At 74.4% G+C, this 21046-nt stretch carries 19 protein-coding genes; 8 read left to right on the top strand and 11 right to left on the bottom strand.

Going from position 1 to position 21046, the window contains the following annotated elements:
- Positions 1–100: 100 nt before the first annotated feature.
- The 6 genes from AC2CHG_RS14065 to AC2CHG_RS14040 are packed head-to-tail and all read right to left on the bottom strand — an operon-like array spanning position 101 to position 8234.
- A complete protein-coding gene (locus AC2CHG_RS14065) occupies positions 101–1444 on the bottom strand; it encodes a pectate lyase family protein (protein ID WP_484524899.1) in 1344 nt (447 codons plus the stop codon).
- A 28-nt stretch (positions 1445–1472) separates the two neighbouring features.
- A complete protein-coding gene (locus AC2CHG_RS14060; RefSeq protein WP_484524898.1) occupies positions 1473–2639 on the bottom strand; it encodes a Gfo/Idh/MocA family protein in 1167 nt (388 codons plus the stop codon).
- 43 nt (positions 2640–2682) lie between these two features.
- Positions 2683–4167 (bottom strand): mannitol dehydrogenase family protein, encoded by a 1485-nt coding sequence (locus tag AC2CHG_RS14055; protein ID WP_484524897.1) that lies wholly within the window; start codon positions 4165–4167, stop codon positions 2683–2685.
- Entirely contained in the window at positions 4158–5459 is a 1302-nt protein-coding gene (locus AC2CHG_RS14050; RefSeq protein ID WP_463839480.1) for an enolase C-terminal domain-like protein, read from the bottom strand. Before AC2CHG_RS14050 ends, AC2CHG_RS14055 begins: the two co-directional genes overlap by 10 nt.
- Positions 5456–6889 carry a glucuronate isomerase gene (gene uxaC, locus AC2CHG_RS14045; RefSeq protein WP_484524896.1) on the bottom strand — a complete coding sequence of 478 codons (1434 nt, stop codon included), beginning with the start codon at positions 6887–6889 and terminating at the stop codon, positions 5456–5458. The genes AC2CHG_RS14050 and uxaC overlap by 4 nt, the downstream gene beginning before the upstream one ends.
- A gap of 16 nt (positions 6890–6905) precedes the next feature.
- Positions 6906–8234 carry a Gfo/Idh/MocA family protein gene (locus tag AC2CHG_RS14040; protein WP_484524895.1) on the bottom strand — a complete coding sequence of 443 codons (1329 nt, stop codon included), beginning with the start codon at positions 8232–8234 and terminating at the stop codon, positions 6906–6908.
- A 241-nt stretch (positions 8235–8475) separates the two neighbouring features.
- Between AC2CHG_RS14040 and AC2CHG_RS14035 the strand changes: the two genes are divergently transcribed.
- The 8 genes from AC2CHG_RS14035 (at position 8476) to AC2CHG_RS14000 (ending at position 15950) form a co-directional block, all read left to right on the top strand.
- Positions 8476–9522 carry a LacI family DNA-binding transcriptional regulator gene (locus tag AC2CHG_RS14035; RefSeq protein ID WP_262011790.1) on the top strand — a complete coding sequence of 349 codons (1047 nt, stop codon included), beginning with the start codon at positions 8476–8478 and terminating at the stop codon, positions 9520–9522.
- Between the two features lie 97 nt (positions 9523–9619).
- Positions 9620–10963 carry an ABC transporter substrate-binding protein gene (locus AC2CHG_RS14030; RefSeq protein ID WP_357208905.1) on the top strand — a complete coding sequence of 448 codons (1344 nt, stop codon included), beginning with the start codon at positions 9620–9622 and terminating at the stop codon, positions 10961–10963.
- Between the two features lie 21 nt (positions 10964–10984).
- The gene (locus tag AC2CHG_RS14025; RefSeq protein WP_262011788.1) at positions 10985–11965 is read left to right on the top strand and encodes a carbohydrate ABC transporter permease; all 981 of its coding nucleotides are present in this window, start codon (positions 10985–10987) and stop codon (positions 11963–11965) included.
- Positions 11962–12828, top strand: coding sequence for a carbohydrate ABC transporter permease (locus tag AC2CHG_RS14020; protein ID WP_484524894.1), 867 nt, complete (start codon positions 11962–11964; stop codon positions 12826–12828). Before AC2CHG_RS14025 ends, AC2CHG_RS14020 begins: the two co-directional genes overlap by 4 nt.
- On the top strand, positions 12825–13469 hold the full coding sequence (locus AC2CHG_RS14015; RefSeq protein WP_262011786.1) for a hypothetical protein: 645 nt from the start codon (positions 12825–12827) through the stop codon (positions 13467–13469). The genes AC2CHG_RS14020 and AC2CHG_RS14015 overlap by 4 nt, the downstream gene beginning before the upstream one ends.
- Positions 13466–14311, top strand: coding sequence for a DUF6807 domain-containing protein (locus tag AC2CHG_RS14010; protein WP_484524893.1), 846 nt, complete (start codon positions 13466–13468; stop codon positions 14309–14311). Before AC2CHG_RS14015 ends, AC2CHG_RS14010 begins: the two co-directional genes overlap by 4 nt.
- A 65-nt stretch (positions 14312–14376) precedes the next feature.
- Positions 14377–15339, top strand: coding sequence for a sugar kinase (locus tag AC2CHG_RS14005; RefSeq protein ID WP_484524892.1), 963 nt, complete (start codon positions 14377–14379; stop codon positions 15337–15339).
- Positions 15336–15950 (top strand): bifunctional 4-hydroxy-2-oxoglutarate aldolase/2-dehydro-3-deoxy-phosphogluconate aldolase, encoded by a 615-nt coding sequence (locus AC2CHG_RS14000; RefSeq protein ID WP_484524891.1) that lies wholly within the window; start codon positions 15336–15338, stop codon positions 15948–15950. Before AC2CHG_RS14005 ends, AC2CHG_RS14000 begins: the two co-directional genes overlap by 4 nt.
- Here AC2CHG_RS14000 and AC2CHG_RS13995 read toward each other — a convergent pair.
- The 5 genes from AC2CHG_RS13995 to AC2CHG_RS13975 all read right to left on the bottom strand — a co-directional run.
- Entirely contained in the window at positions 15943–16707 is a 765-nt protein-coding gene (locus AC2CHG_RS13995) for a hypothetical protein (protein WP_484524890.1), read from the bottom strand. The two genes, AC2CHG_RS14000 and AC2CHG_RS13995, sit on opposite strands and share 8 nt — an antisense overlap.
- Positions 16708–16725: 18 nt before the next feature.
- Positions 16726–17202, bottom strand: coding sequence for a hypothetical protein (locus AC2CHG_RS13990; protein WP_262011781.1), 477 nt, complete (start codon positions 17200–17202; stop codon positions 16726–16728).
- Complete coding sequence (locus AC2CHG_RS13985; RefSeq protein ID WP_135240473.1) at positions 17199–18119, bottom strand: carbohydrate-binding protein; 921 nt, start codon at positions 18117–18119, stop codon at positions 17199–17201. The genes AC2CHG_RS13990 and AC2CHG_RS13985 overlap by 4 nt, the downstream gene beginning before the upstream one ends.
- A complete protein-coding gene (locus AC2CHG_RS13980) occupies positions 18116–18745 on the bottom strand; it encodes a phage tail protein (protein ID WP_262011779.1) in 630 nt (209 codons plus the stop codon). The genes AC2CHG_RS13985 and AC2CHG_RS13980 overlap by 4 nt, the downstream gene beginning before the upstream one ends.
- Positions 18726–21046, bottom strand: a 2321-nt coding sequence (locus AC2CHG_RS13975; protein ID WP_484524889.1) for a putative baseplate assembly protein, incomplete at its 5' end; no start/stop codon positions are given. The genes AC2CHG_RS13975 and AC2CHG_RS13980, both read right to left, overlap by 20 nt.

Genomic DNA, 21046 nt, shown 5'->3' with positions numbered 1-21046 from the left:
GCATCGGCGGCGGCGTGTCAGCCGGCGGGCCGGTGACGACGCCGGGCCGGCATCCCCCGGGGGACGCCGGCCCGGTTGCCGGGGTGGGTTCCGGCGCAGGTCAGAGCGGCAGCCGGCCGGCCCCGGCGAAGGCGTCCACGACGAACGGGACCAGGGGGGTCGGCAGCGGCCGGGCGGCGCGCAGCGTGGGCGTCCACCCGGCGTCGCCGCCGAGGTCCGGGTCGTGGGCGGCGTTGTACCCGGCGAGCAGGCTCACCGGCCGGGGCAGGCGGTCACCCTGCCGGACCCAGCTGCCCCGCTCGGTGAGCGCGGTGCCGCCCCAGTCGTAGAGCAGGTCGGCCGGGGTGGTGTCGCCGGTGAGCGTGAAGAAGTTGTTCTCCGCGTACAGGGCGGACTGCACGCCGACGCCGAGGGCGTACGCGAAGCCGGGCCCGCCGAGCCGGTAGTGGTTCTCGTGCACGTCGACCTGGCCGAACCGCACCCGGGGCAGCCGTTGCAGCGTGCCGTCGAACAGGTTGTGCCGCACTGTGACGTCGAGCCGGCCCACGTCCGGGCCGACGGTGTTCGACGAGCCGATCAGCATCACCTTGTCCCGGCCGGTGAACCGGTTCCAGGACACGGTGACCAGGCTGGCGGTGTGCGTGACGTCCACCGAGCCGTCGTGCACCTGCCAGGGCCGGCCGAAGTAGACGGGCTGCGCGCTGTCCGGGTTGTCGCCGTCGGTGAACGTGTTGTGGTCGATCCAGACGTGCTCGCTGCGCCGCACCGAGATCTGGTCGTACTGGGAGTTCCAGTTGCCGGTGTCGCCGTCGGTCGGGGACCAGGCGGGGAAGCAGTCCCGGGCGTCGGTGAACTCGATGTTGCGCACGATCACGTTGTCCACCCGGTCGATCATCAGCGTCAGGCCGGTGAGCCGGGCGCCGCGCAAACCGATGATCGTGGTGTTCGAGCCGACGTTGATCTGGGTCTGCCGGGTCTGCGCGGCCACCGAGCGCACCCGGGCGGCCTCCAGCGGCCCGCTCGGGTTCGTCCGGCCCCAGGTCGCCGGGTCGTACGCGGCCAGGTAGGCGGGCAGCGAGTACTCCGGGTCGGCCAGGTCGGCGCAGTCCAGCGTTGTGCCGTCCGGGCCTTCGAAACCGTCGACGGTTCCGGCCACGTACACGATCTTTCCGGTGGCGTCGGCGGCGTTCGTGGCGTTGTCGCCGCCGAGCGCGTCGACCAGCTCGGCGCGGGTACGCACGACGCGTACCCGGTCCGGCTCGGCGGCCGACCCGCCGGTGGTGCCGGTGCCCGCGGCGGCCCAGCCGTCGTTCGCGGCGAGGGCCTGGCGGCCGATCAGCTCGGCGGCCCGGGACGGCTCACCAGGTGCGGCCGGCGCGGGCGCGGCGGTGGTGAGGACGAGCGCGGCGGTCAGCGCCGCGACGACTGCGGTTCGGGTACGCATGACTCGTTCCGTTCTCCTGGAGGGACATTCACTGCGCGGGCAGGTCCACCACGTACGGCGTGGCCGCCCACGGCACGCCCGCCTCGGACGGCAGCGCGCCGGTCTCCGCGGCGGCCCGCAGCACCGCGCCGACGCCCCGCACCATCCGCACCCGCTGCGGCCCGTCGCCCGCCTCGCGTACCAGGTCCCCGTCGAGCAGCGTGGGAACGGGGGCGTCCCGCAGCGCGTCCAGCACCGCGGTGAACGGCTCGGTACGCGCCAGCGGCGCGATCAGCGGTGTGCCGTCCGCGCGGTGGTCGAGCAGGTTCGCCAGCAGCCCTCGGCGGCCGGGCACCGGGCGCGGCGCGTCGTCGCCGGGCAGTCGCAGCCGGTCGGTCGGGTACTCCAGCAGCGCCCGTCCACGCTCGCCGGTGACGAGCACCTCCCCGGGGACGTGCTCCTCGGCGGCGAGGGTGAGCGCCGCCAGCACCGGCGGCCCGGCGTGCGGGGTCAGCCGCAGCACTGTGGTGTCGTCCACCTCGATCGGGCGGACCCGGTAGCGCTCCACAGCGATCCGGGCCGGGCGTACCGGCGCGCCGGTGACCGATTCGGCGACGGCGAGGCACTGCATGAGCGCGTGCGCGAGCGGGTTGGCGAGCGCACCGTCCAGCGCCGGGCGGCCGTCGACGGTTCGTCGTCCGGCCCAGGGGGAGCGGGCGTAGTAGGCGTCTGGACGCTGCCAGGCGGCGAGCGTGGCGATGCCGGTGACCGGGCCGAGCCGCCCGAGCGCGCCGGTCAGTTCGGTCAGCGCGGCCGAGCCGAGCGCCTGGAAGTTGACCTGCACGGCCCGGCCGGCGGCGTCCGCGGCCTCGGTGAGCATCAGGTGTTCGGCGAGGTCGAGCACCGGCGGCTTCTCCAGCAGCAGGTCGGCCCCGGCGGCCAGTACGTCGAGCGCGATCGGCAGGTGGGTGTGCGGCGGCGTGCAGATCACCACCACGTCCGGGCGGCACGCGGCGAGCATGTCCCGGTGGTCGGTGAGGACGGCCGCCTCCGGTGGGACCGGCGCGTCCGGTTCGGTCTCCAGCGGCCGCACGTCGACCAGCGCGACAAGACGCGCCCGCCCGGCCGCGTGCAGCCCGGCGATGGTGCGGCGGTGCCAGCGGCCGTGCCCGTTCGCCCCGACCAGCGCCACCCGCGGCGGGTCGTTGCCGCTCACCGGCTACCCCCGCCGGGTCGCCGCCCACCCGGCACGCCGCCGGTCACCGTGCGTCCGCCAGCGTGGCCCGGACGCCGTGGCGTTCCAGCGCGGTGAGCCAGCCGGTCACGTCGGCGCGGAACTCCTCGTCGGCGGCCAGGTCGGCGGGGAACACCTCGCGCAGCGCGAAGACCGCGTCCACCACCCCGGCCGGGGTGTGCGCTCCGGCGGCGAGCGCGGCGCGCAGCCGGTCGGCGAGCGGGTCGTCCAGCGGCAGCGGCCGGCCGTCGTCGGCGTACCCGAGCAGGAACCGCAGCCACGCGGCCACCACGAGCGCGCTCCACCGCGCCGACCGGCCTGCCGCCCGCAGGTCGGCGACGGTCTGCAGGACCCGCTGCGGCAGCTTCTGCGAGCCGTCCATGGCGACCTGCGTCGTCCGGTACCGGATCGCCGGGTTGCCGAACCGGGCGAGCACCTGCTCGCCGTAGTCGGCCACGTCGGCGCCGGGCGGCGGGGTGAAGCTGGGCGCGATCTCCTCGGCGAGCAGCCGCCGCAGCACCGCGTCCAGGTGCGGCAGCGTCAGTGCCTCGGCCACCGTCTCCGCGCCGGCCAGCGCACCGAGGTACGCGGTGGCGGAGTGCACGCCGTTCAGTGCCCGCAGTTTCAGCCGCTCCCACGGGCCGGCGTCGCCGGTGAGGATCGCGCCGGATCGTTCCCAGGCCGGTCGCCCGCCGGGGAAGTCGTCCTCGATCACCCACTGCGACCACGGTTCGGCGGCGACCGCCGCCAGGTCGGTCACGCCCAGCGCCCGCCGGGCGGTGTCCCGGGTCTCGTCGGTGCTGGCCGGCACGATCCGGTCGACCATGGTGCCGGGGCAGGTCACCGCCGCGAGCACCCGTTCGGCGCTCGCGTCCGGCACCCGGGCCAGCGCGAGGCACTGCTCCACCAGCCCGCGCAGCCGGCGCCCGTTGGCGGGCAGGTTGTCGCAGCTCACCAGCGCGATCGGCCCGGCGTCGGCGGCGGCGCGGGCGAGCAGCCCGCGGACCAGCAGACCCGGCACGGTACGCGGGGGACGGCCGGTGGTCAGGTCGGCGGTCAGGTCCGCGTCCACTGTCAGCGCGGCGGTCACCGGATCAAGCCGGTACGCCTTCTCCGTCACCGTCAGCGTGACCACCCGGATCGCCGGGTCGGCGAGCAGGCCGGCCACCGCGTCCGGGTCGCTCGCGGCGTGCCGTACCCCGGTGAGCGCGCCGACCACCCGGGTGTCCGCGCCGTCCGCGGCGAGCGTGGTGACGCTGAACAGGCAGTCCTGCGCGGCCAGGGCGTCGACCACGTCGGTGCTGCGCGGCGCGACACCGATGATGCCCCAGTCGCCGCCGGCCGCGCCGACCGCCGCCTCCGTGTGCACGGCCTGGTGGGCGCGGTGGAACGCGCCGACGCCGAGGTGGACGATGCCGGCCGGCACGGTGCCGGGGCGCAGCAGCGGCCGGGACTCCGGCGGCAGGTGGCGCAGCGTGGCCAGGCCGAGCCGGTCGGGGGTCAGCGCCATGCCGGGCCGTCCGGGAAGCGGAACCGCGCGATCGACTCCTGGCGCATGGTGGCGCTGTAGCCGGGCGCGGTGGGCAGCAGGTAGCGCCCGCCGCGGGTGCGGACCGGGTCGGTGAAGTGTTCGTGCAGGTGGTCGACGTACTCGACCATGCGGCCGTCCAGGCTGGTGCCGATCCGCAGGTGGTCGAAGATCGCGAGGTGCTGCACGTACTCGCACAGGCCCACGCCACCGGCGTGCGGGCAGACCGGCACGCCGAACTTCGCGGCCAGCAGCAGTTCGGCGAGCACCTCGTCCACGCCGCCGACGCGGCAGGCGTCGATCTGCATCACGCCGATCGCCTCGGCCTGGAGCAGCTGCTTGAAGATGACCTTGTTGGCGGCGACCTCGCCGGTGGCGACCCGGCAGCGACCGCCGGTCAGCTCGGTGACCGCGCGGGCGATCCGGGCGTGCCCGAGCACGTCGTCGGCGTGCGTGGGCTCCTCGATCCAGTACGGGTCGACAGCGGCGAGCACGCCCATCGCGGCGATCGCCTCGTCCACGTCCCACACCTGGTTGGCGTCCATCATGAGCAGCGCGTCCGGTCCGATCTCGGCCCTGATGATCCGGGCCCGCCGCAGGTCGTCCTCGATCCGCCCGCCGACCTTCATCTTCATCGCGCGCCACCCGGCGGCGTACGCGTCGCGGGTCAGCGCGCGCACCTGCTCGTCCGGGTAGCCGAGCCAGCCGACCGACGTGGTGTACGAGGGGAACCCGTCGCGTTCCAGCCCGGCGAGCCGGTCGGCCAGGCCGTCGCGTCCCTTGTCGAGGATGGCCGCCGCCTCGTCGGGGGTGAGCGCGTCGGTGATGTGGTGGAAGTCGACAGTCGCGACCAGTTCGTCGGTGGGCGCCTCGGCGAGGAACCGCCACATCGGCTTTCCGGCGAGCTTGGCGCGCAGGTCCCAGACCGCGTTGACGAGCGCGCCGGTGGCCATGTGGATCACGCCCTTCTCCGGGCCGAGCCAGCGCAGTTGCACGTCGGCGGCCAGGGAGCGCCAGAACGCCACGGGCTCGGCGGCGATCTCGGCGACGGTGCGTCCCCGGACGTGGTGGGCGAGCGCGCGGACCGCCGCGCAGGTGATCTCGTTGCCCCGCCCGTTGGTGAACGTGAACCCGGTGCCTGTGGGCCCGCCGTCGGTGGTCAGCTCCACGTACGTGGCCGAGTAGTCGCCCCGGTTTATCGCGTCCGAGCCGTCGCCGCTGGCGGCGGTGGGGAAGCGCACGTCGTGCACCTCGACGTCGACGATCGTGGTCATGCGTGCCCGCCTCCGAACTTGAAGACCTGCTTCGGCAGCCGGTACGCCAGGTCGACGATGGTCTCGGCGGCCTCGTCCTCGGTCAGCCGGTGCTCGGCGACGAGGCGGGCGAGGAAGCCGGCGTCGACCCGGCGGGCCACGTCGTGGCGTACCGGGATGGAACAGAACGCGCGGGTGTCGTCGACGAACCCGGCGGTGTTGTAGAACCCGGCGGTCTCGGTGACCGCCTCCCGGAACCGGCGCAGCACCTCGGGGGAGTCCAGGAACCACCAGGGCGCGCCGAGGCGCAGCGCCGCGTACCCGCCGGCGAGCGGCGCGAGTTCCCTGGTGAACGTGTCCTCGTCGAGCGTGTAGAGCACCACTGTGAGCCGGGGGTCGTTGCCGTGCGCGTCGAGCAGCGGGGCGAGGCCGTGCACGTACTCGGTGGCCTGCGGCACGTCGCCGCCCACGTCGCGGCCGTGCCGGGCGTGCAGCCACCGGTTGTGGTTGCGCACCGCGCCGGGGTGCAGCTGCATGACCAGGCCGTCGTCGAGCGACATCCGGGCGAACTCCAGCAGCATGTGCGCCCGGAACGCCTCCGCGTCGGCCGCGTCGGCGTCACCGCGCCGCCCCTTGTCGTAGAGCGCCGCGGCCTCCGCCGGGGAGAGATCGAGGGTACGGGCGGTCGGGTGCCCGTGGTCGGTGGAGGTGGCCCCGGCGGCGGCGAACGCCTCCCGCCGTGCCCGCAGCGCGGCCAGGTATCCGGCGTACGTGCCGGTGTCCTCGCCGGAGACCTCGGCGAGCCGGTCCACGTTCGCGGCCCAGTCGCCGAACTCCATGTCCACCACGTCGTCGGGGCGGAACGTGGTGACCACCCGGCCGCCGGGCCCGCCCCAGCCGTCGGCGGCGAGCTTGGCGTGCCGGCCCAGGTCGTCCAGCGGCGACTCGGTGGTGGCGAGCACCTCGATGCCGAAGCGCTCGAACAGCGCCCGGGGCCGGAACCCCGGCTCGGCGAGGCGCGCGGCGAGCGCGTCGTAGACGGCGTCGGCGGTGGCCGGGCTCAGCGGCGTGTCGACGCCGAACACGTGCCGGAACGTCTGCTCCAGCCACAGCCGCGACGGGGTGCCGCGGAACAGGTGCCAGTGCGCGGCGAAGCGCCGCCAGATGGTCCGCCCGTCGGTCTCCACCGGGCTGCCGTCGACGCTCGGCACGCCCAGGTCGGCCGGGGGTACGCCCTGGCTGAGCAGCATCCGGGTCAGGTAGTGGTCGGGCACGATGAGCAGCCGGGCCGGGTCGGGGAACGGCTGGTCCTCGGCCAGCAGCCCGGCGTCGACGTGCCCGTGCGGGGAGATGAGCGGCTGCTCGGCGGCGAGCGCGTACAGCTCCCGGGCCAGGGCGCGAAGCCCGGGCTCGGCGGGCAGCAGCAGGTCGCCGCGGGGGATGATCGGCACAGCGAGGGCTCCTCGGTCAGGGCAGGGTGAGCAGGTCGGCGACCCGGACGGGCGCGCCGGTCTCCAGTGAGCGGTTGGCGGCCAGGCCGGTGAGCAGGGCGAGCGCGCCGTCGCGGGCGGTGGCGGCCCGGCCGAGCGGGTCGGGTTCGCCGCCGAGCAGCACCCGGGTCATCCGGGCGTCAGCGCCGCCGTGCCCGCGCCGGGTCCAGCCCTCGACCGGGATCTCCTGTGGCGGTGCCCAGAACGGGCGCAGCGTGAGCCGGGCTGCGCCCTGCTCGACGGCGGCCTCGTCGCCGTGCAGCGCGGCGCCCTTCAATGCACCGGCGACGGACGGGCTGACGTGGTCGCTCTCGGTCACCTCCAGTTCGAGGCGGCCCCGGCTGCCGTTGACCATGACCCGGTAGCCCTCCCAGGGGGCGTACGCGGTGAGGTGGTAGGTCATCGTGGCGCCGGTGTCGTAGCGGGCCAGCACCGCGAGGTCGTCCTCGATGGTCACGCCGGGGGCGAAGACGTTGCGGTCGCGGTGGTAGCCGTCCTCGGCCTCGGCGTCGAGGTACAGCTCGCGAAGCCTCGGGTGGTCGGCCAGGCGCAGCGCGAACGGGTCGCCGTCGGCGGCGGGGGAGCCGTGCGCCCGGTCGTAGTCGCGGGCGTAGCCGTGCCGGCGGCCGTCCGCGCCGTAGAAGAACAGCCGGCCGTACGCGTGCACCTCGACCGGCCGGGCGTCGAGCCACCAGTTGACCAGATCGAAGTGGTGACCGGACTTGTGCACCAGCAGCCCGCCGGAGACGGACTTGTCGCGGTGCCAGCGGCGGAAGTAGTCGGCGCCGTGGCGCACGTCGAGCAGCCACTCGAAGTGCACCGACCCGATCTCGCCCACCGCGCCGTCGGCCAGCAGCCGGCGGACCTGTTCGTGCAGCGGGTTGTAGCGGTAGTTGAACGCGACTGTGACGCGCCGGCCGGTCTCGGCGACCGCGTCCAGGATGCGGCGGCACCGATGCGCGTCCACGGTCATCGGCTTCTCGACGACCACGTCGCAGCCGGCCCGCAGCGCCGCCGTCACGTACTCGTCGTGGGTGGCGTCCACGCTGGTCACCAGCACCACGTCGACGCGCTCCTTGGCGAGCATGGCGGCGAAGTCACCGGCGGCGTACGTGGGCACCGGCGGATGGCCCAGCTCGGCCAGCCAGCGGTTGTGGGCGTCCATCCGGGTGTGGTTGACGTCGGCGAGCGCTACCAGCTCGGCGGTGTCGGCGTGGTCGAGCGCGAGGGCACTGACGAACATCTCGGCGCGTGCCCCGGCACCCACCAGGGCGTGGCGGACCCGTTCCCGGGCCGGTGGTGACATGACGTCGGCCTCCCCGCCAGTCGGCTGCAAAGGTTTGCAGCCGAAGAAACCATGACGATGGATGCGTCGTCAACGGATGGCGGCCAAGCCGCCCTATCCATCCGCATTGATGAGGTTTCGCGCGCCCACCGGGATCATCGCCGCAATCGAGCCGCAACAATGGACCGTTGACACGGGCGCAACCGTTTGCATTAATGGGCGGCACCCGTGACGCCCACCACATCGGACGAGGGAGCCCGCCGTGCCAGCCACCATCCGGGACGTCGCCCGCGCCTCCGGTGTGCACATCTCCACCGTGTCCCGGACGTTCTCGGCCCCGCACCTGGTCAACCCGGAGACGCGGGTCCGGGTACTGGCCTGCGCGGAGGACCTCGGCTACCGGCCCAACCGGGCCGCCCGGGCCCTCATCACCGGCCGTACGCACAACATCGGCCTGATCGTGGCCGACATCGCCAACCCGTTCTTCCCGCCGCTGATCAAGGCGGCGGAGGGGCAGGCGCGGCACCGCGACTACCACGTGTTCGTGGCCGACACCAACGAGGACCCGGTCGCCGAGGAGGACCTCGTCCACGCCCTGGCCAAGCAGGTCGACGGCGTGCTGCTGTGCAGCCCCCGGATGAGCAACAGCCTGATCGAGCAGGTCAGCCGCGAGGTCCCGGTGGTGGTGATAAACCGCCAGGTCGCCGGCCTGCCCTGCGTGATGATGGACGTCGGGCAGGGCGCCCGGGCCGCGATCGAGCACCTGCTCGGGCTCGGCCACCGCCGGATCGCGCTGCTCGGCGGCCCGCGCGGCTCCTGGACCGCCCGGGAGATGCGCCGCGCCGCGACCGCCGCCGCCCGGGGCGGGGGAGCGGAACTGACAGTCCTCGGACCCAACCAGCCCACCGAGACCGGCGGCGGCGCGATCGCCGAACAGGTACGCCGCAGCGGCGTCACCGCCGTGCTCGCCTACAACGACCTGATGGCGATCGGCCTGATCGAAGGGCTGGACGCGCTCGGGGCGCGGGTGCCGCACGACGTCAGCGTCGTCGGCGTCGACGACATCGCGTTGAGCCGGCTCACCCGCCCCAAGCTGACGACGGTGGCCACGCCGACCGCGGCCGCCGGCCGGACGGCCGTCGACATGCTGCTGCAACTCGACTCCGACGCGCCGCGTGGCGCCCGGGGCCGGGGCGCGGCGGCCGGCGACCGTCGCACCACCGCACAGGTAATGCTCCAGACCGAACTGGTCGTCCGCGACTCGACCGGGCCCGTCCCCGCGCCCGGCCGGGACGGCACCGGAGCCTGAGCAGGTGGCCCGGGCCCGCACAGCACTGCGGACCCGGGCGGCCCGTGGACGGCCGCCGGTGACGTCGTCGCCTCCCACAGCCGAGGAGTGAGCGCAGATGCACCCCGCAACGTCCCCCACCGCCGGCGTACCCGCCGGGCGGGATCACCGTACCCCCCTGACCCGACGCCGACTCGTGCGCGGCCTGGCCGCTGTCGCGCTCGCCGTACCCCTCGCCCTGGGCGCGGCCGGCTGCGGCGACGACTCCGCCGGCGGCGACGGCGGCCCGGTCAAACTCTCCGTCTTCTGGTGGGGCGGTGAGGCCCGGGCCAAGCTCACCGAGGACGCCCTGGCCCTCTACACCAAGAAGCACCCCGACGTGACGTTCGAGAAGACCTGGCAGGCCAACCAGGGCTACTTCGACAAGCTCGCCACGCTGACCGCCGGCGGCAACCCGCCGGACCTGTTCCAGATCGACGACAACTACCTGGCCGAGTACGCCGGCCGCAGCACCACGCTCGACCTGGGCAGCTACCGCGACTCCGGCAAGCTCGACGTGTCGAAGTTCCCCAAGAGCCTGCTGGAGTACGGCGTGGTCGACGGCAAGCTCGCCGGGGTGGCCGCCGGAGAGAACACCCAGGGCCTGGTCTACAACAAGACGCTGCTGACGAAGAACGGGCTGCCCGAGCCGACCACCGGGATGAGCTGGGAGGAGCACATCGCCTGGGCCGAGCAGGTGGCGAAGAAGACGAAGGTGCCCGGCACCCAGGACCCGAGCGCCGACTACAAGGCGCTCTGGGTGTGGCTGCGCCAGCAGGGCAAGGACCTGTACAACGGCAAGGAACTCGGGTTCACCGCGGAGGACGTGACGAAGTGGTTCGAGCTGTGGAAGGGCGCGCGGGACCGGGGCGCCACCCCGACGCCTGACGTCATCCACGAGGGCAACTCCAGCGACATCACGAAGCAACTGGTGGTCACCGGCAAGTCGGCCACCTCCTGGGTCTGGGTCAACCAGATGCCGGACCTGAAGAAGAACACCAAGGACGAGCTGGGCGTGGTCGCGTACCCGGGTGACCCGAGCGCCCAGTGGGCTCGGGCCTCGATGTACTGGTCGGTGTTCAAGGGCAGCAAGCACAAGGACGTCGCCGTCGACGTGATCAACTTCCTGAACAACGACCCGGAGGCGGTGGCGCTGCTCGGCACCGACCGCGGTCTGCCGTCGAACATGGATCTGCGGGCCAAGGTCAGCGAGACCGCCACCGACCCGGCCATGAAGCAGTCCATCCAGGTCGAGTCCGACCTGGCGCAGAAGTTCGGCGCCTCGCCCCAGGTGCCGATCAAGGGCCACAGCAAGGTCAAGTCCGAGCTGGTCAAGGCCGCCGAGAACGCCCAGTACGGCCGCGCCACCCCGGCCCAGGCGGCGGAGCAGTTCGTCACCGCCTGCAAAGCCGCGATCGCCTGACCCCACGAAAGGACCGGTCCCGTGGCTCTCACCACGGCGCCCGGCCGGACCCCGCGTACCGGACCGGCCGGCCCCCGCCCCACGCGGCGCGGGGCCGGCCGGGCCCGGCTCGGCGAGGGTCTGGCGGGGTACGTCTTCCTCTCGCCCTGGCTCATCGGACTGATGGGCGTCACGGCGATCCCGATGCTGCTGTCGCTCTGGCTGAGCTTCACCGACTACGACATCCTCACGCCGCTGTCCGAGGTGCGGTGGGTGGGGCTGGCCAACTACGAGCGGATGTTCACCGCCGACCCGTCGTACTGGCACGCGGTCCGGGTCACGCTGACGTTCGCGCTGATCGCGGTGCCGCTGAAGCTGGCCGCCGCGCTCGGCGTGGCGCTGCTGCTCAACCGGGCCTGGCGTGGCGTCGGGCTGTTCCGCAGCCTGTTCTACCTGCCGTCGCTGCTCGGCGGCAGCGTCGCGCTGGCGATCGTCTGGGTCAACATGTTCAACCGGGACGGCGCGTTCAACTCGTTCCTCGCCCTGTTCGGCGTCGAGGGGCTGCCCTGGGTCAGCGACCCGGACTGGGCGCTGGAGACACTGATGGTGCTGGCGATCTGGCAGTTCGGCGCACCCATGGTGATCTTCCTGGCCGGGCTCAAGCAGGTGCCCACCGAGCTGTACGAGGCGGCGGCGGTGGACGGCGCCGGGGCGTGGCGGCGCTTCCGCGCGGTCACCCTGCCCATGCTCTCCCCGGTGATCTTCTTCAACCTGGTGCTGGAGACCATCAACGGCTTCCAGGGCTTCACCGCCGCGTTCGTGCTCAGCAACGGCACCGGCGGCCCGGTCGACTCCACCCTGATGTACACGCTGAAGCTCTACATCTCCGGCTTCACCGACCTGGAGATGGGCTACGCGTCGGCGATGGCGTGGGTGTTCCTGGTGGCGATCGGCGTGATCACCGCCGTCTTCTTCAGCACCGGCCGGTTCTGGGTGCACTACTCGGACGGAGACGACTCATGACGGCGCTCGCTGCCACCCGCCGGCCTCGCAGCGGCCGCAACGTGCTGCGGCTGGTCGTGCTCGTGGCGATCGTCGCGGTGGTGCTCTACCCGCTGTTCTGGATGCTCGGCACGTCGGTCAAGTCGCAGGCCGAGATCGTCAACAACGTCGGCCTGCTGCCGGAGGTGTTCACCCCCGGCAACTACGTCGACGGCTGGACCAACTTCGACATCAGCTTCGGCCGGTTCTTCCTCAACAGCGCAGTGGTCAGCGGGCTCACCGTCGTCGGCAACGCGCTGTCCTGCCTGCTCGCCGCCTATGCCCTGGGCCGGCTGCGGTTCCGGCTGCGCAAGCTGTGGTTCACCGTGATGATCGGGACGCTGCTGCTGCCCGGGCACGTGCTGATCGTGCCGCAGTACATCCTGTTCCGCAGCCTCGGCCTGGTCGGCGGCGACTGGCCGTACCTGCCGCTGCTGGTGCCGCAGTTCCTGGCCACCGAGGCGTTCTTCGTCTTCCTCATGGTGCAGTTCATGCGCGGCATCCCGCGCGAACTGGACGAGGCGGCCACCATCGACGGCGCGTCCCCGTACGGCGTGTTCCGGCACGTCATCCTGCCGCTGAGCCGCCCGGCGCTGGTCACCACCGCGATCTTCTCGTTCATCTGGACCTGGAACGACTTCTTCCGCCAACTCGTGTTCCTGTCCAGCCTGGACGACTACACGGTTCCGGTGGCGCTGACGCTGTTCATCGACTCGACCAGCCAGAGCGCCGTCGGCCCGATGTTCGCCATGTCGGTGCTGTCGCTGCTGCCGGTGTTCCTGTTCTTCCTGGCCTTCCAGCGGATGCTCGTCGAGGGCATCAACACCAGCGGGTTGAAGGGATGACCGCCGTGCCTGCCCCCACCGACGCCGCACCCGTCCACCCCGCGCCGGCCCGGGCCGACTGGCGGGACACGCTGCGCGAGGCGACCGACCTGGCGCTGCTCGGCTTCGCCGTCGCGCTCGCCGCGCTGCCGGTGCTCACGCTCGCCCCGGCGGTCGCCACCGCCGGTGCCGCGCTGCACGACAGGTCGGTCACCGGTGCCTGGCCCGACGCGCGGACCAGCCTGGCCCGCTTCGGCCGTGCGCTGCCCGCCGGGCTCGCGGTCAGCGCCGTCGCCCTGGCCGCCGCCGCGCTGCTCGCCGCCGACCTGCTCGCGCTCACCACCGGCCGGGTACCAGGCGGCGGGCCCGCGCTCGCGCTCACCGCCGTCGTGGTGGCGGTCCTGCTCGGGTACGCGGGCCTGGTCGCCGTGGCGGTCGGACGCACCGGTGGCCGGGGCTGGCGGGCCGCAGCCCGCCGGGTGGCGCGTTCCTGCCCGGAGCGTCCCGGTGTGTGGGCTGCCGCCTCCGGCGTCTGCGCGCTCGCCGTGGTGCTGGGTGTGCTGGTCACGCCGGTCGCGGTGCCGATCCTCGGCGGGTACACGCTCGCGGCGCTGCACGCGCTGGACGCCCGCCGCCCGGTCCCCGCCCCGGAGCCGTCGTGACCGCCGAACCTCGGCTGGTCGTGGACGGCGTCGAGGTGGCCCGGTATCTGGTCCGGCCGGACCTGGATCCCCGCCACGGCCCTCGGCCGTACCTGCATCCGGTGCGGACCCGGGCCGGCACCCCGGTCACCGACGCGCTCCCGGCCGACCACGTCTGGCACCTCGGGGCGTCACTTGCGGTGCAGGACGTCGACGGCGTCAACCTGTGGGGCGGCCGGACGTACGTGCGCGGCACCGGCTACACCTGGCGCGACGACCACGGCGTCATCGCGCACACCGGCTGGCGGGAGCGGACCGCCGACCGGCTCGACCACGACCTGGAGTGGCGGGACCGGCACGGCCGGGTGCTGCTGCGCGAGCACCGGCGGATCACCGCCGCCCCGGCCGGGGAGGACGCGTGGTGGCTGGACCTGTCCGCCACGCTCACCTCCGCCACCGGCGCCGACGTGCACCTGGGCAGCCCGGCCACGAACGGCCGCCCGGGCGGCGCCGGTTACGGCGGCTTCTTCTGGCGTGCCGTGGCCGACGGTGAACCGCGCGTCCGCACCGCCGACGCCATCGGTGAGGGCGACGTGAACGGCTCGGCCGCGCCCTGGCTGGCGCTGTCGGCCACCGCGCCCGGCGGCGGCGCGTACACGCTGGTGTTCACCGGTCTGGGGCCTGGTGACAGGTGGTTCGTACGCACCGCCATGTACCCGGGCGTCTGCGTCGCGTACGCGTTCGACAGCCCGGCGGTGGTCGCGGCCGGGCGGCAGCGGCACAACCGGCACCGCGTGCTGGTCGCCGACGGCCGCCTCGACCCGGCCGACGTGTCGGCCCGAGTCGAGGCGGTTCTCCGGTGAGCGGGCCGATTGGTGCCGCTGTCGCGGACGGAGGCGGCGCCGGGAGCGGGCCGGAGGTGGTCTGCGTGGGCGAGACGATGGTGGTGCTCGCCCCTGACGACGGCGCGTCGCTGGAGCACGCCGCGCGGCTGACCGTCGGCGTCGGCGGCGCGGAATCAAACGTGGCGGCCGGGCTGGCCCGGCTCGGGCACCGCGCGGCGTGGGTCAGCCGGGTCGGCGACGACCCGTTCGGGCGGCGGGTGGTGGCCGAGGTCGCCGCCGCGGGCGTGGACGTCAGCCTGGTCACCGTGGACCCGGACGCGCCGACCGGCCTCTACCTGAAGGATCCGGCGCCGGACGGCACCCGCGTGCACTACCACCGCGCCGGGTCGGCCGCGAGCCGCCTCGGCGCCGCCGACCTCGCGCGTCCCGGGCCGGCCGGGGCACGCCTGCTGCACCTGTCCGGGATCACCGCCGCGCTCTCCCGCACCTGCCGTGACCTGCTCGTGTCGGCGCTGGACGGGCGGGCGCTGCCGGGTGCCCGGGTCAGCTTCGACGTGAACCACCGGCCGGCGCTCTGGCCCGCCGACCGGGCCGGCCCGGTGCTGCGTGACCTGGCCGACCGTGCCGACGTGGTGCTGGTCGGGCTGGACGAGGCGGCGGTGCTCTGGTCGGCGGACGATCCGGCCGCGGTCCGTGCGCTGCTGCCGGACCCGGAACTGGTGGTGGTGAAGGACGGACCGGTCGGCGCGACGGCGCTGCCGCGTACCGGGAAGGCGGTGTTCGTGTCGGCGCTGCCGGTGGACGTGGTCGAGCCGGTCGGCGCCGGGGACGCGTTCGCCGCCGGGTTCCTCTCCGGACTGCTGCGTGACCTCGACCTGCGAGCCTGCCTGCGGCTGGGGCACCTGACCGCCACGCCGGTGCTGGCCGTGCCGGGCGACACCGCGCCGCCACCGGATCCGGAGACGATCGCGCGGGCGCTGGCGCTGCCGGACGAGGCGTGGCCTGAGGATGCGCGAGCGCGGGTCAGGGGAGGGAGCGACGGATGAGCGGACACGACTTCGAGGCCCTGTTCGGCGAGGCGCGGGTGATGGTGATCCTGCGCGACCTGCCGCCCGGTGAGACGGTCCGGCTGGCGGAACTGGCCTGGGATCTCGGCATCGCCGTGGTGGAGGTGCCCATCCGTACCCCGGAAGCGGTGCCGGCGCTGCGCGCCGCCGTGACGGCCGGACGGCGGCGGGACCGGATCGTGGGCGCGGGCACCGTGCGTACCCCGGCGCAGGTCCACGACGCGGTGGCCGCCGGGGCGGCGTTCACCGTGGCGCCCGGCCTGGACCTGGCCGTCGCCGACGCGGCGGCCGGTCTCGGCGTGCCGCACCTGCCCGGCGTCGCCACCCCGACCGAGGCGCAGCGGGCACTCGACCACGGCCTGGTGTGGCTCAAGGCGTTCCCGGCGGTCAGCCTCGGCCCGGCCTGGTTCCGGGCGGTCGCCGGGCCGCTGCCGGAGGCCCGCTTCGTCGCCACCGGCGGCGTCGACGCCGGCAACGCGGGTGACTTCCTCGCCGCCGGAGCGCGCGTGGTGGCGGTCGGATCGGCGCTCACCGACCCCGAGCAGCTCCCACGCCTGGCCACGCTCGCCGCCGGCGGCGCCATCAAGTGACGGTACGGCCGGACGTGGTGGCGGTGGTCCGGACCGCCTTCACGATCGCCGGGATCGACCCGATCAGCAGCACCAGCGCCCAGATCAGCGCCACCACGGCGAACACCACGGCGCCCAGGTCGTCGAGGATGCTGACCAGGATCACCGGCAGCAGGCCGTGCAGGAACTGCAACACCACAGTGCACAGCAGCGTGGTCAGCGCCAGCGCGACGAGGCCCTTGTTGCGCAGGAACCGGGGCTGGGCGGCGAGCAGCAGCGCGACCCAGACCAGTTTGAGCAGCAGCGCCAGCCCGAGCAGCACCGCCGCGTCGCCGACCGGGAAGAACCCCCACACCGCGAGGTACGCCAGCGTGCCGAACGGCGGCGCCAGGAACAGCGAGACCATCACCGTCAGCTCGACGAACGCGATGATCAGCAGAACCAGCGACACCAGCAGCAGCACGATCGAGAAGACGAGCGTGGCCACGCCCTGGACCCGGCCCTGCACCCGGTCGGGCAGCACCAGGCTCAGGCAGAACAGCCCGGTCGTCCAGAGCGCCACCACGTCGATCAGCGCGAGATAGCCGATGCCCCGGCCGGACGGTTCGGACACCGCGCCGACGTCGCCCAGCTCGACGCCGAGCCGGCCGGCGCTGTCCCGCAGCGCGCCGCTCGCGTCGCCACCGCCGGTCAGCGCCGCCGCGCCCAGCTCCACGCCGACCACCAGCGCCACCGCGAGCAGGGCCAGCAGCAGGAACGGCTTGCGCAACTCACCCATGTCGCGTCTCCGTCCCGGTCAGGACCGGGCCAGCGTGACCGAACATCCGCCACCTCCCGGACAGCGCAGGAGCACCTCGGTCTCCCGGTCCACCGCCACCTTCGCCACCGCCGGGCCGTCCGCGTCCGGGGCGACCTCGTCGGTGACTGTGACGTCCGCGTCGCCGGGTGCGCGGGCTGTCACCTCGAACGGCGTCGTCCCGCGCAGCACGAGCGTGCGCAGCGCGCCCGGATCGGCCACCCGTAGCCGGCACACCGCCCCGAACGCGAGCGTCACCCCGTCGGCGGTGGTGGCCGGTTCGGCGGCCGGCGGCAGGCAGGTCACCGCCACCGTCGCCGGGTCCACCGTCCCGGACCCGCGTCCCAGCCGGGCCAGCGCGCCCGGCCCGGCCGCCGGGTCGCCCCTGTCGTCGCGGCGCCCGGCCACCGCCACCACGTACAGCGCCACCAGCAGCACGGCCACCGCCACCAGCAGCACCTTCTGCTTGGTCGTCATGGCCGGACGACGGGCGTGAAGCGGATCTCGTCCACCCCCGCGAAGTACCTGTCGGTGCCCTGCGTCTTGCTCACCGCCACGAGCGTCAGCTTGTGCGGCCCGCGGGTCAGCTCCACCGTGCCCACGTCCACCTCGTCGGTGCGGACCACCGTCGGGCTGAACCCGAAGAACGTGTCCCCGACCTGCCGGCCGTCGACCAGCCAGATCGTGTTCGCGTAGTCGAACGAGGTGGTGCGCACTGTGGAGAACCGCCAGGTGCCGTCGGCCGGCACGTCCACCTGCACCGTCACCCGGTCGCCCACGCCCCGGCCCAGGAAGAACAGTTGTGCGTCGCCCGACCACACCACGTCGCAGCAGTTCTCCTGCGCCACCACCTCCGCCTTCGCGCCGGTGGTGGACTGCACCGCGGCACCGGAGACGAGCGTCTCCGCCTCCACCGTCACCGCGTCCGCGCGCGGCGGGGCCGGGGTGTCCGGGCCGCGGGTCACCAGCCAGGCCACCACCCCGGCCACGACCAGCACCAGCGCCGCGGCGGCGGCGATCCACGGCCAGGGCGCGCGCTTCGGGGGTACGACGGCGCGCACGTCGTACGTGACCCGGCCACTCGAGCGGGAACTCTCCTCCGGTGCGGTGTTCGCCGAGTACGCGAACCCGGTCATGTCGTAGCGCCGGGGCGGCGTGCCGGGCGGTACGGCGAGCCGCACCAGGAACGACACCGAGCCCTGCCCCGGCACCACCCGCTGCGGCTCGGCCACCGTGAACCAGGCCCGCTGGCTGCCCTCACCGGGCGCGACGTCGAAGACGACGGTGTCCGGCGCGGTGCCCGGGTTCGACACGGTGAACGTCAGCTCACCGGCGTTGCGGGCATCAAGCGTGAACTGTTCGGCGGCGGCGACGACTGTCCATTCGGTGGTCATGACGGCTCCTCGGGCGGATCGTGGGGCAGGGGTGCGGGTACGTGGGCCCGGCCGACCGCGCGTACCGTCGCCACCCCGGCGACGGGCTCGGCGGCGTCCGGCTCGGGCTCCTCGGCGTCGAGCGGGGAGGCGAGCACCTCGACGGTGACCGCGGCCGGTTTCTCCGCCTCGACGATGCGGGTGACGAGCGCGAGCCGGTCGGCGGCGGCCGGTGGCACCCGCACCACCAGGTGGAACGGCCGGTCGGGCGGCTCGTCCAGCACGAACCCGGTCACGCCGGTGGCCAGTTCCAGCGCGGTCCGCATCCCGTACGGGGTGCCGCGCCACCGGGCCAGCAGCGCGCCGTGCGCCACCAGGTCCCGCAGCCGGCCCACCGGCAACGGCAGCGGCGCGTCGGCGCGGGGCGCGGCGACCACGTGGTCCATCGCCACCCAGCGGGTCAGGTACGCGACGAACCCGTCCGGCGTCCGGTACGGCCCGAACAGCGCGTCGACGTCGGCGAGCACCGCCTCGTCCGGGGCGTGCAGCGCCTCCATCACGTCCAGCAGCGCGCCCAGCACGCTGCCCGGGCCGGCGGCCCGCTGGTACGCGGCCGGCAGCAGCCGCTCAATCGCCGCTCGGCGCATCCTGCCGCACCACCTCGATGTCGTGCTCGCCGGAGCAGAGCAGCCAGGTGCCGGGGACGGTGACCACGTCGGCGGTGGCCTGGTTGGCGCTCGCCGTCCAGTCCTCGCCGTCGCCGCTGCGGAACACGCCGCGCTCGCCGCCCGCCAGCACCAGCCGCCCGGCGCCCGACGTGCCGGTGGGCGCGGTGGCGGCGATGGCGTCGACCGGGACGAACCGGGTCCGGTCCCGCAGCGGCAGGCCGCAGTTGACCATCACCGGCGACCACTGCGGCTGCCCGGCGAGCGTGTCGAGCCGGACCACGCCGCCGCTCTGCGTCGCGGCGAGCGCGAGCGGGCCGCTGAACGCCAGATCGCGGCAGGTGCCGCCGATCCAGCCTGACGCCATCGACTGCCACTTCACGTCCGACTCGAACAGCCGGGTGCGGTGGCAGCCCTGGCCGGGCTTCTTCGGGTCCGGCTCGCCCGTGCCGCACCACAGCAGCGTGGCCGGGCCGTCGTACTGCACGGCGAGCACCCGGTTGTCCACGTTGGCGAGGCCGACGTGGGCGAACGTGCCGGGCCGTCCCGCAGCGGTGGACAGGTAGACGCCGAATCCGGCCTGCGCGGCCACCGCGACCCCTGGTGCGCCGCGCTCGGAGACGAAGGCGCGCACCGCGTAGAAGCCCCGGTCGGCGTCGGCCGGGTCGACCAGGATCTGCAGCGGCACCGCGCCGGGTAGCAGCGGCACCTCGTACAGGCCGGTGTCGGTGGCCAGCAGCAGCGCGCCGGTGCCGTCCCGGTCGATCCAGGCCAGGTCGCGGACGCCGGAGTCGAGGTCGGTCAGCAGCGTCCACGTCTCACCCAGGTCGGTGCTCAGCCGGACCCGGGAGCCACCGGCGTCGCGGGTGGTCACCACCGCCACCGAGCCGGCCCGGGGGACGACGCCGGGGCGTACCGGGGCGGGCGCGGGGACCACCCGCACCACGGTCTCGTCGTCGAACCGGCCCGCCGGTTCCCAGCCGGCACCGGCGTTCGTGGAGCGGAACAGCACGGGGCCGCCGCCGGCGTACCAGGTGTCGGCCTGGTACTGGTCCACCGCCACGGTCCGCACCCGCGCGTCGGGTGCCTCGTCGACCACGAACCGCACCGACTCGACGTAGCGCACGCCCGGCTCGGCGTGCTCCAGCATCCGGTAGACGTTGGAGGCGCGCAGCGGCTCGCCGAACGCCCAGCCGGCCGGGTTCAGCGGCGTGGGCAGCGGGCTGAGCGTCTGGTGCAGCCGGTCGTGGATGCGGCGGCGGACCGCGTCCACGTCCTCCTCGCGGCGCACCACCACCCGTGCCTGGATGGACACCGCCTTGTAGCGGGCCCAGCCGGCCCGCACCGCCGTACCGAGGGCGCGGCGGCGTTCCAGGTCGGCCTCGACCCGGCGGCGGGCCTCCTCCACCTCGTGCTCGCGCAGCACCGCCACCGGCAGTCGTCCGCCGGGGCGGGCCGCCTCCGGCACGTACGGCACGAGCACCACCTCGACCTCGCCGGGCCGGGCGAAGCTGTAGACGGCGGCCCTGGTGAACGCCCGCGCCCGCGCCACCGCCCCGGAGCCGGTGGCGAGGATCTCGAAGTCCCGGGCGGTCACCGCGCGCTGCTGGGCGAAGAACTCGTACGGCCCGCGCGCCAGCACCGACTCCAGGGACTCCAGTTCCCGGCCGCCGGTGGCCGGTTCCGGGTTGTCCACTGTCACCCCGGGCAGCGGGTCGCGCAGGCTGGTCAGCACACCCGCCGCCACGTTGCCGGCGGGTCCGCCGCCGCAGCGGTACCAGAGCCGCACCTGCCGCCCGGCCGGCGGCACCGCCGCCACCGTGGTCGCCCCGGCCGCCCCCTCGACGGCCGGGGCGCCCACATCCGGGCGCAGGTCCAGCGCCGGGGCGAACGTGACCACCCCGGAGGCCCGGTCCACCAGGTAGACCTTCGCCTGCGCCCCGACCCCGGCGAAGCTGTCCACCGGCCGCCAGATCTCGTACGTGCGCCCCTCGTGCTCGCGGGCCGCCGCGCCCAGCTCCACCGAACCGGCCGGCACCTCCACGCCGAGCAGCAGGTCCAGGGCCTCGGTGGTACGGGTCAGCGGCGCGCGGGCGGCCCGGAACACCTGACCGGCCTGCCCGGTGCCGGTGCCGAGCAGCTCCGCCTCGACCGGCTCGCAGTGGTGCACGCGTACCGTCGTCGTGGTCTCCCCGGCGGGCAGCACCGCCGGTTCGGTGGTCACGAAGACGACCGGCCGGGGGTCCGCGCCGCGGGCCGCGGCGACGCGGGTGCCGGCCGGCA

This window comes from Micromonospora sp. ATLC20, assembly GCF_057196585.1.
This window is presented reverse-complemented; position numbering and strand designations above follow the sequence as displayed.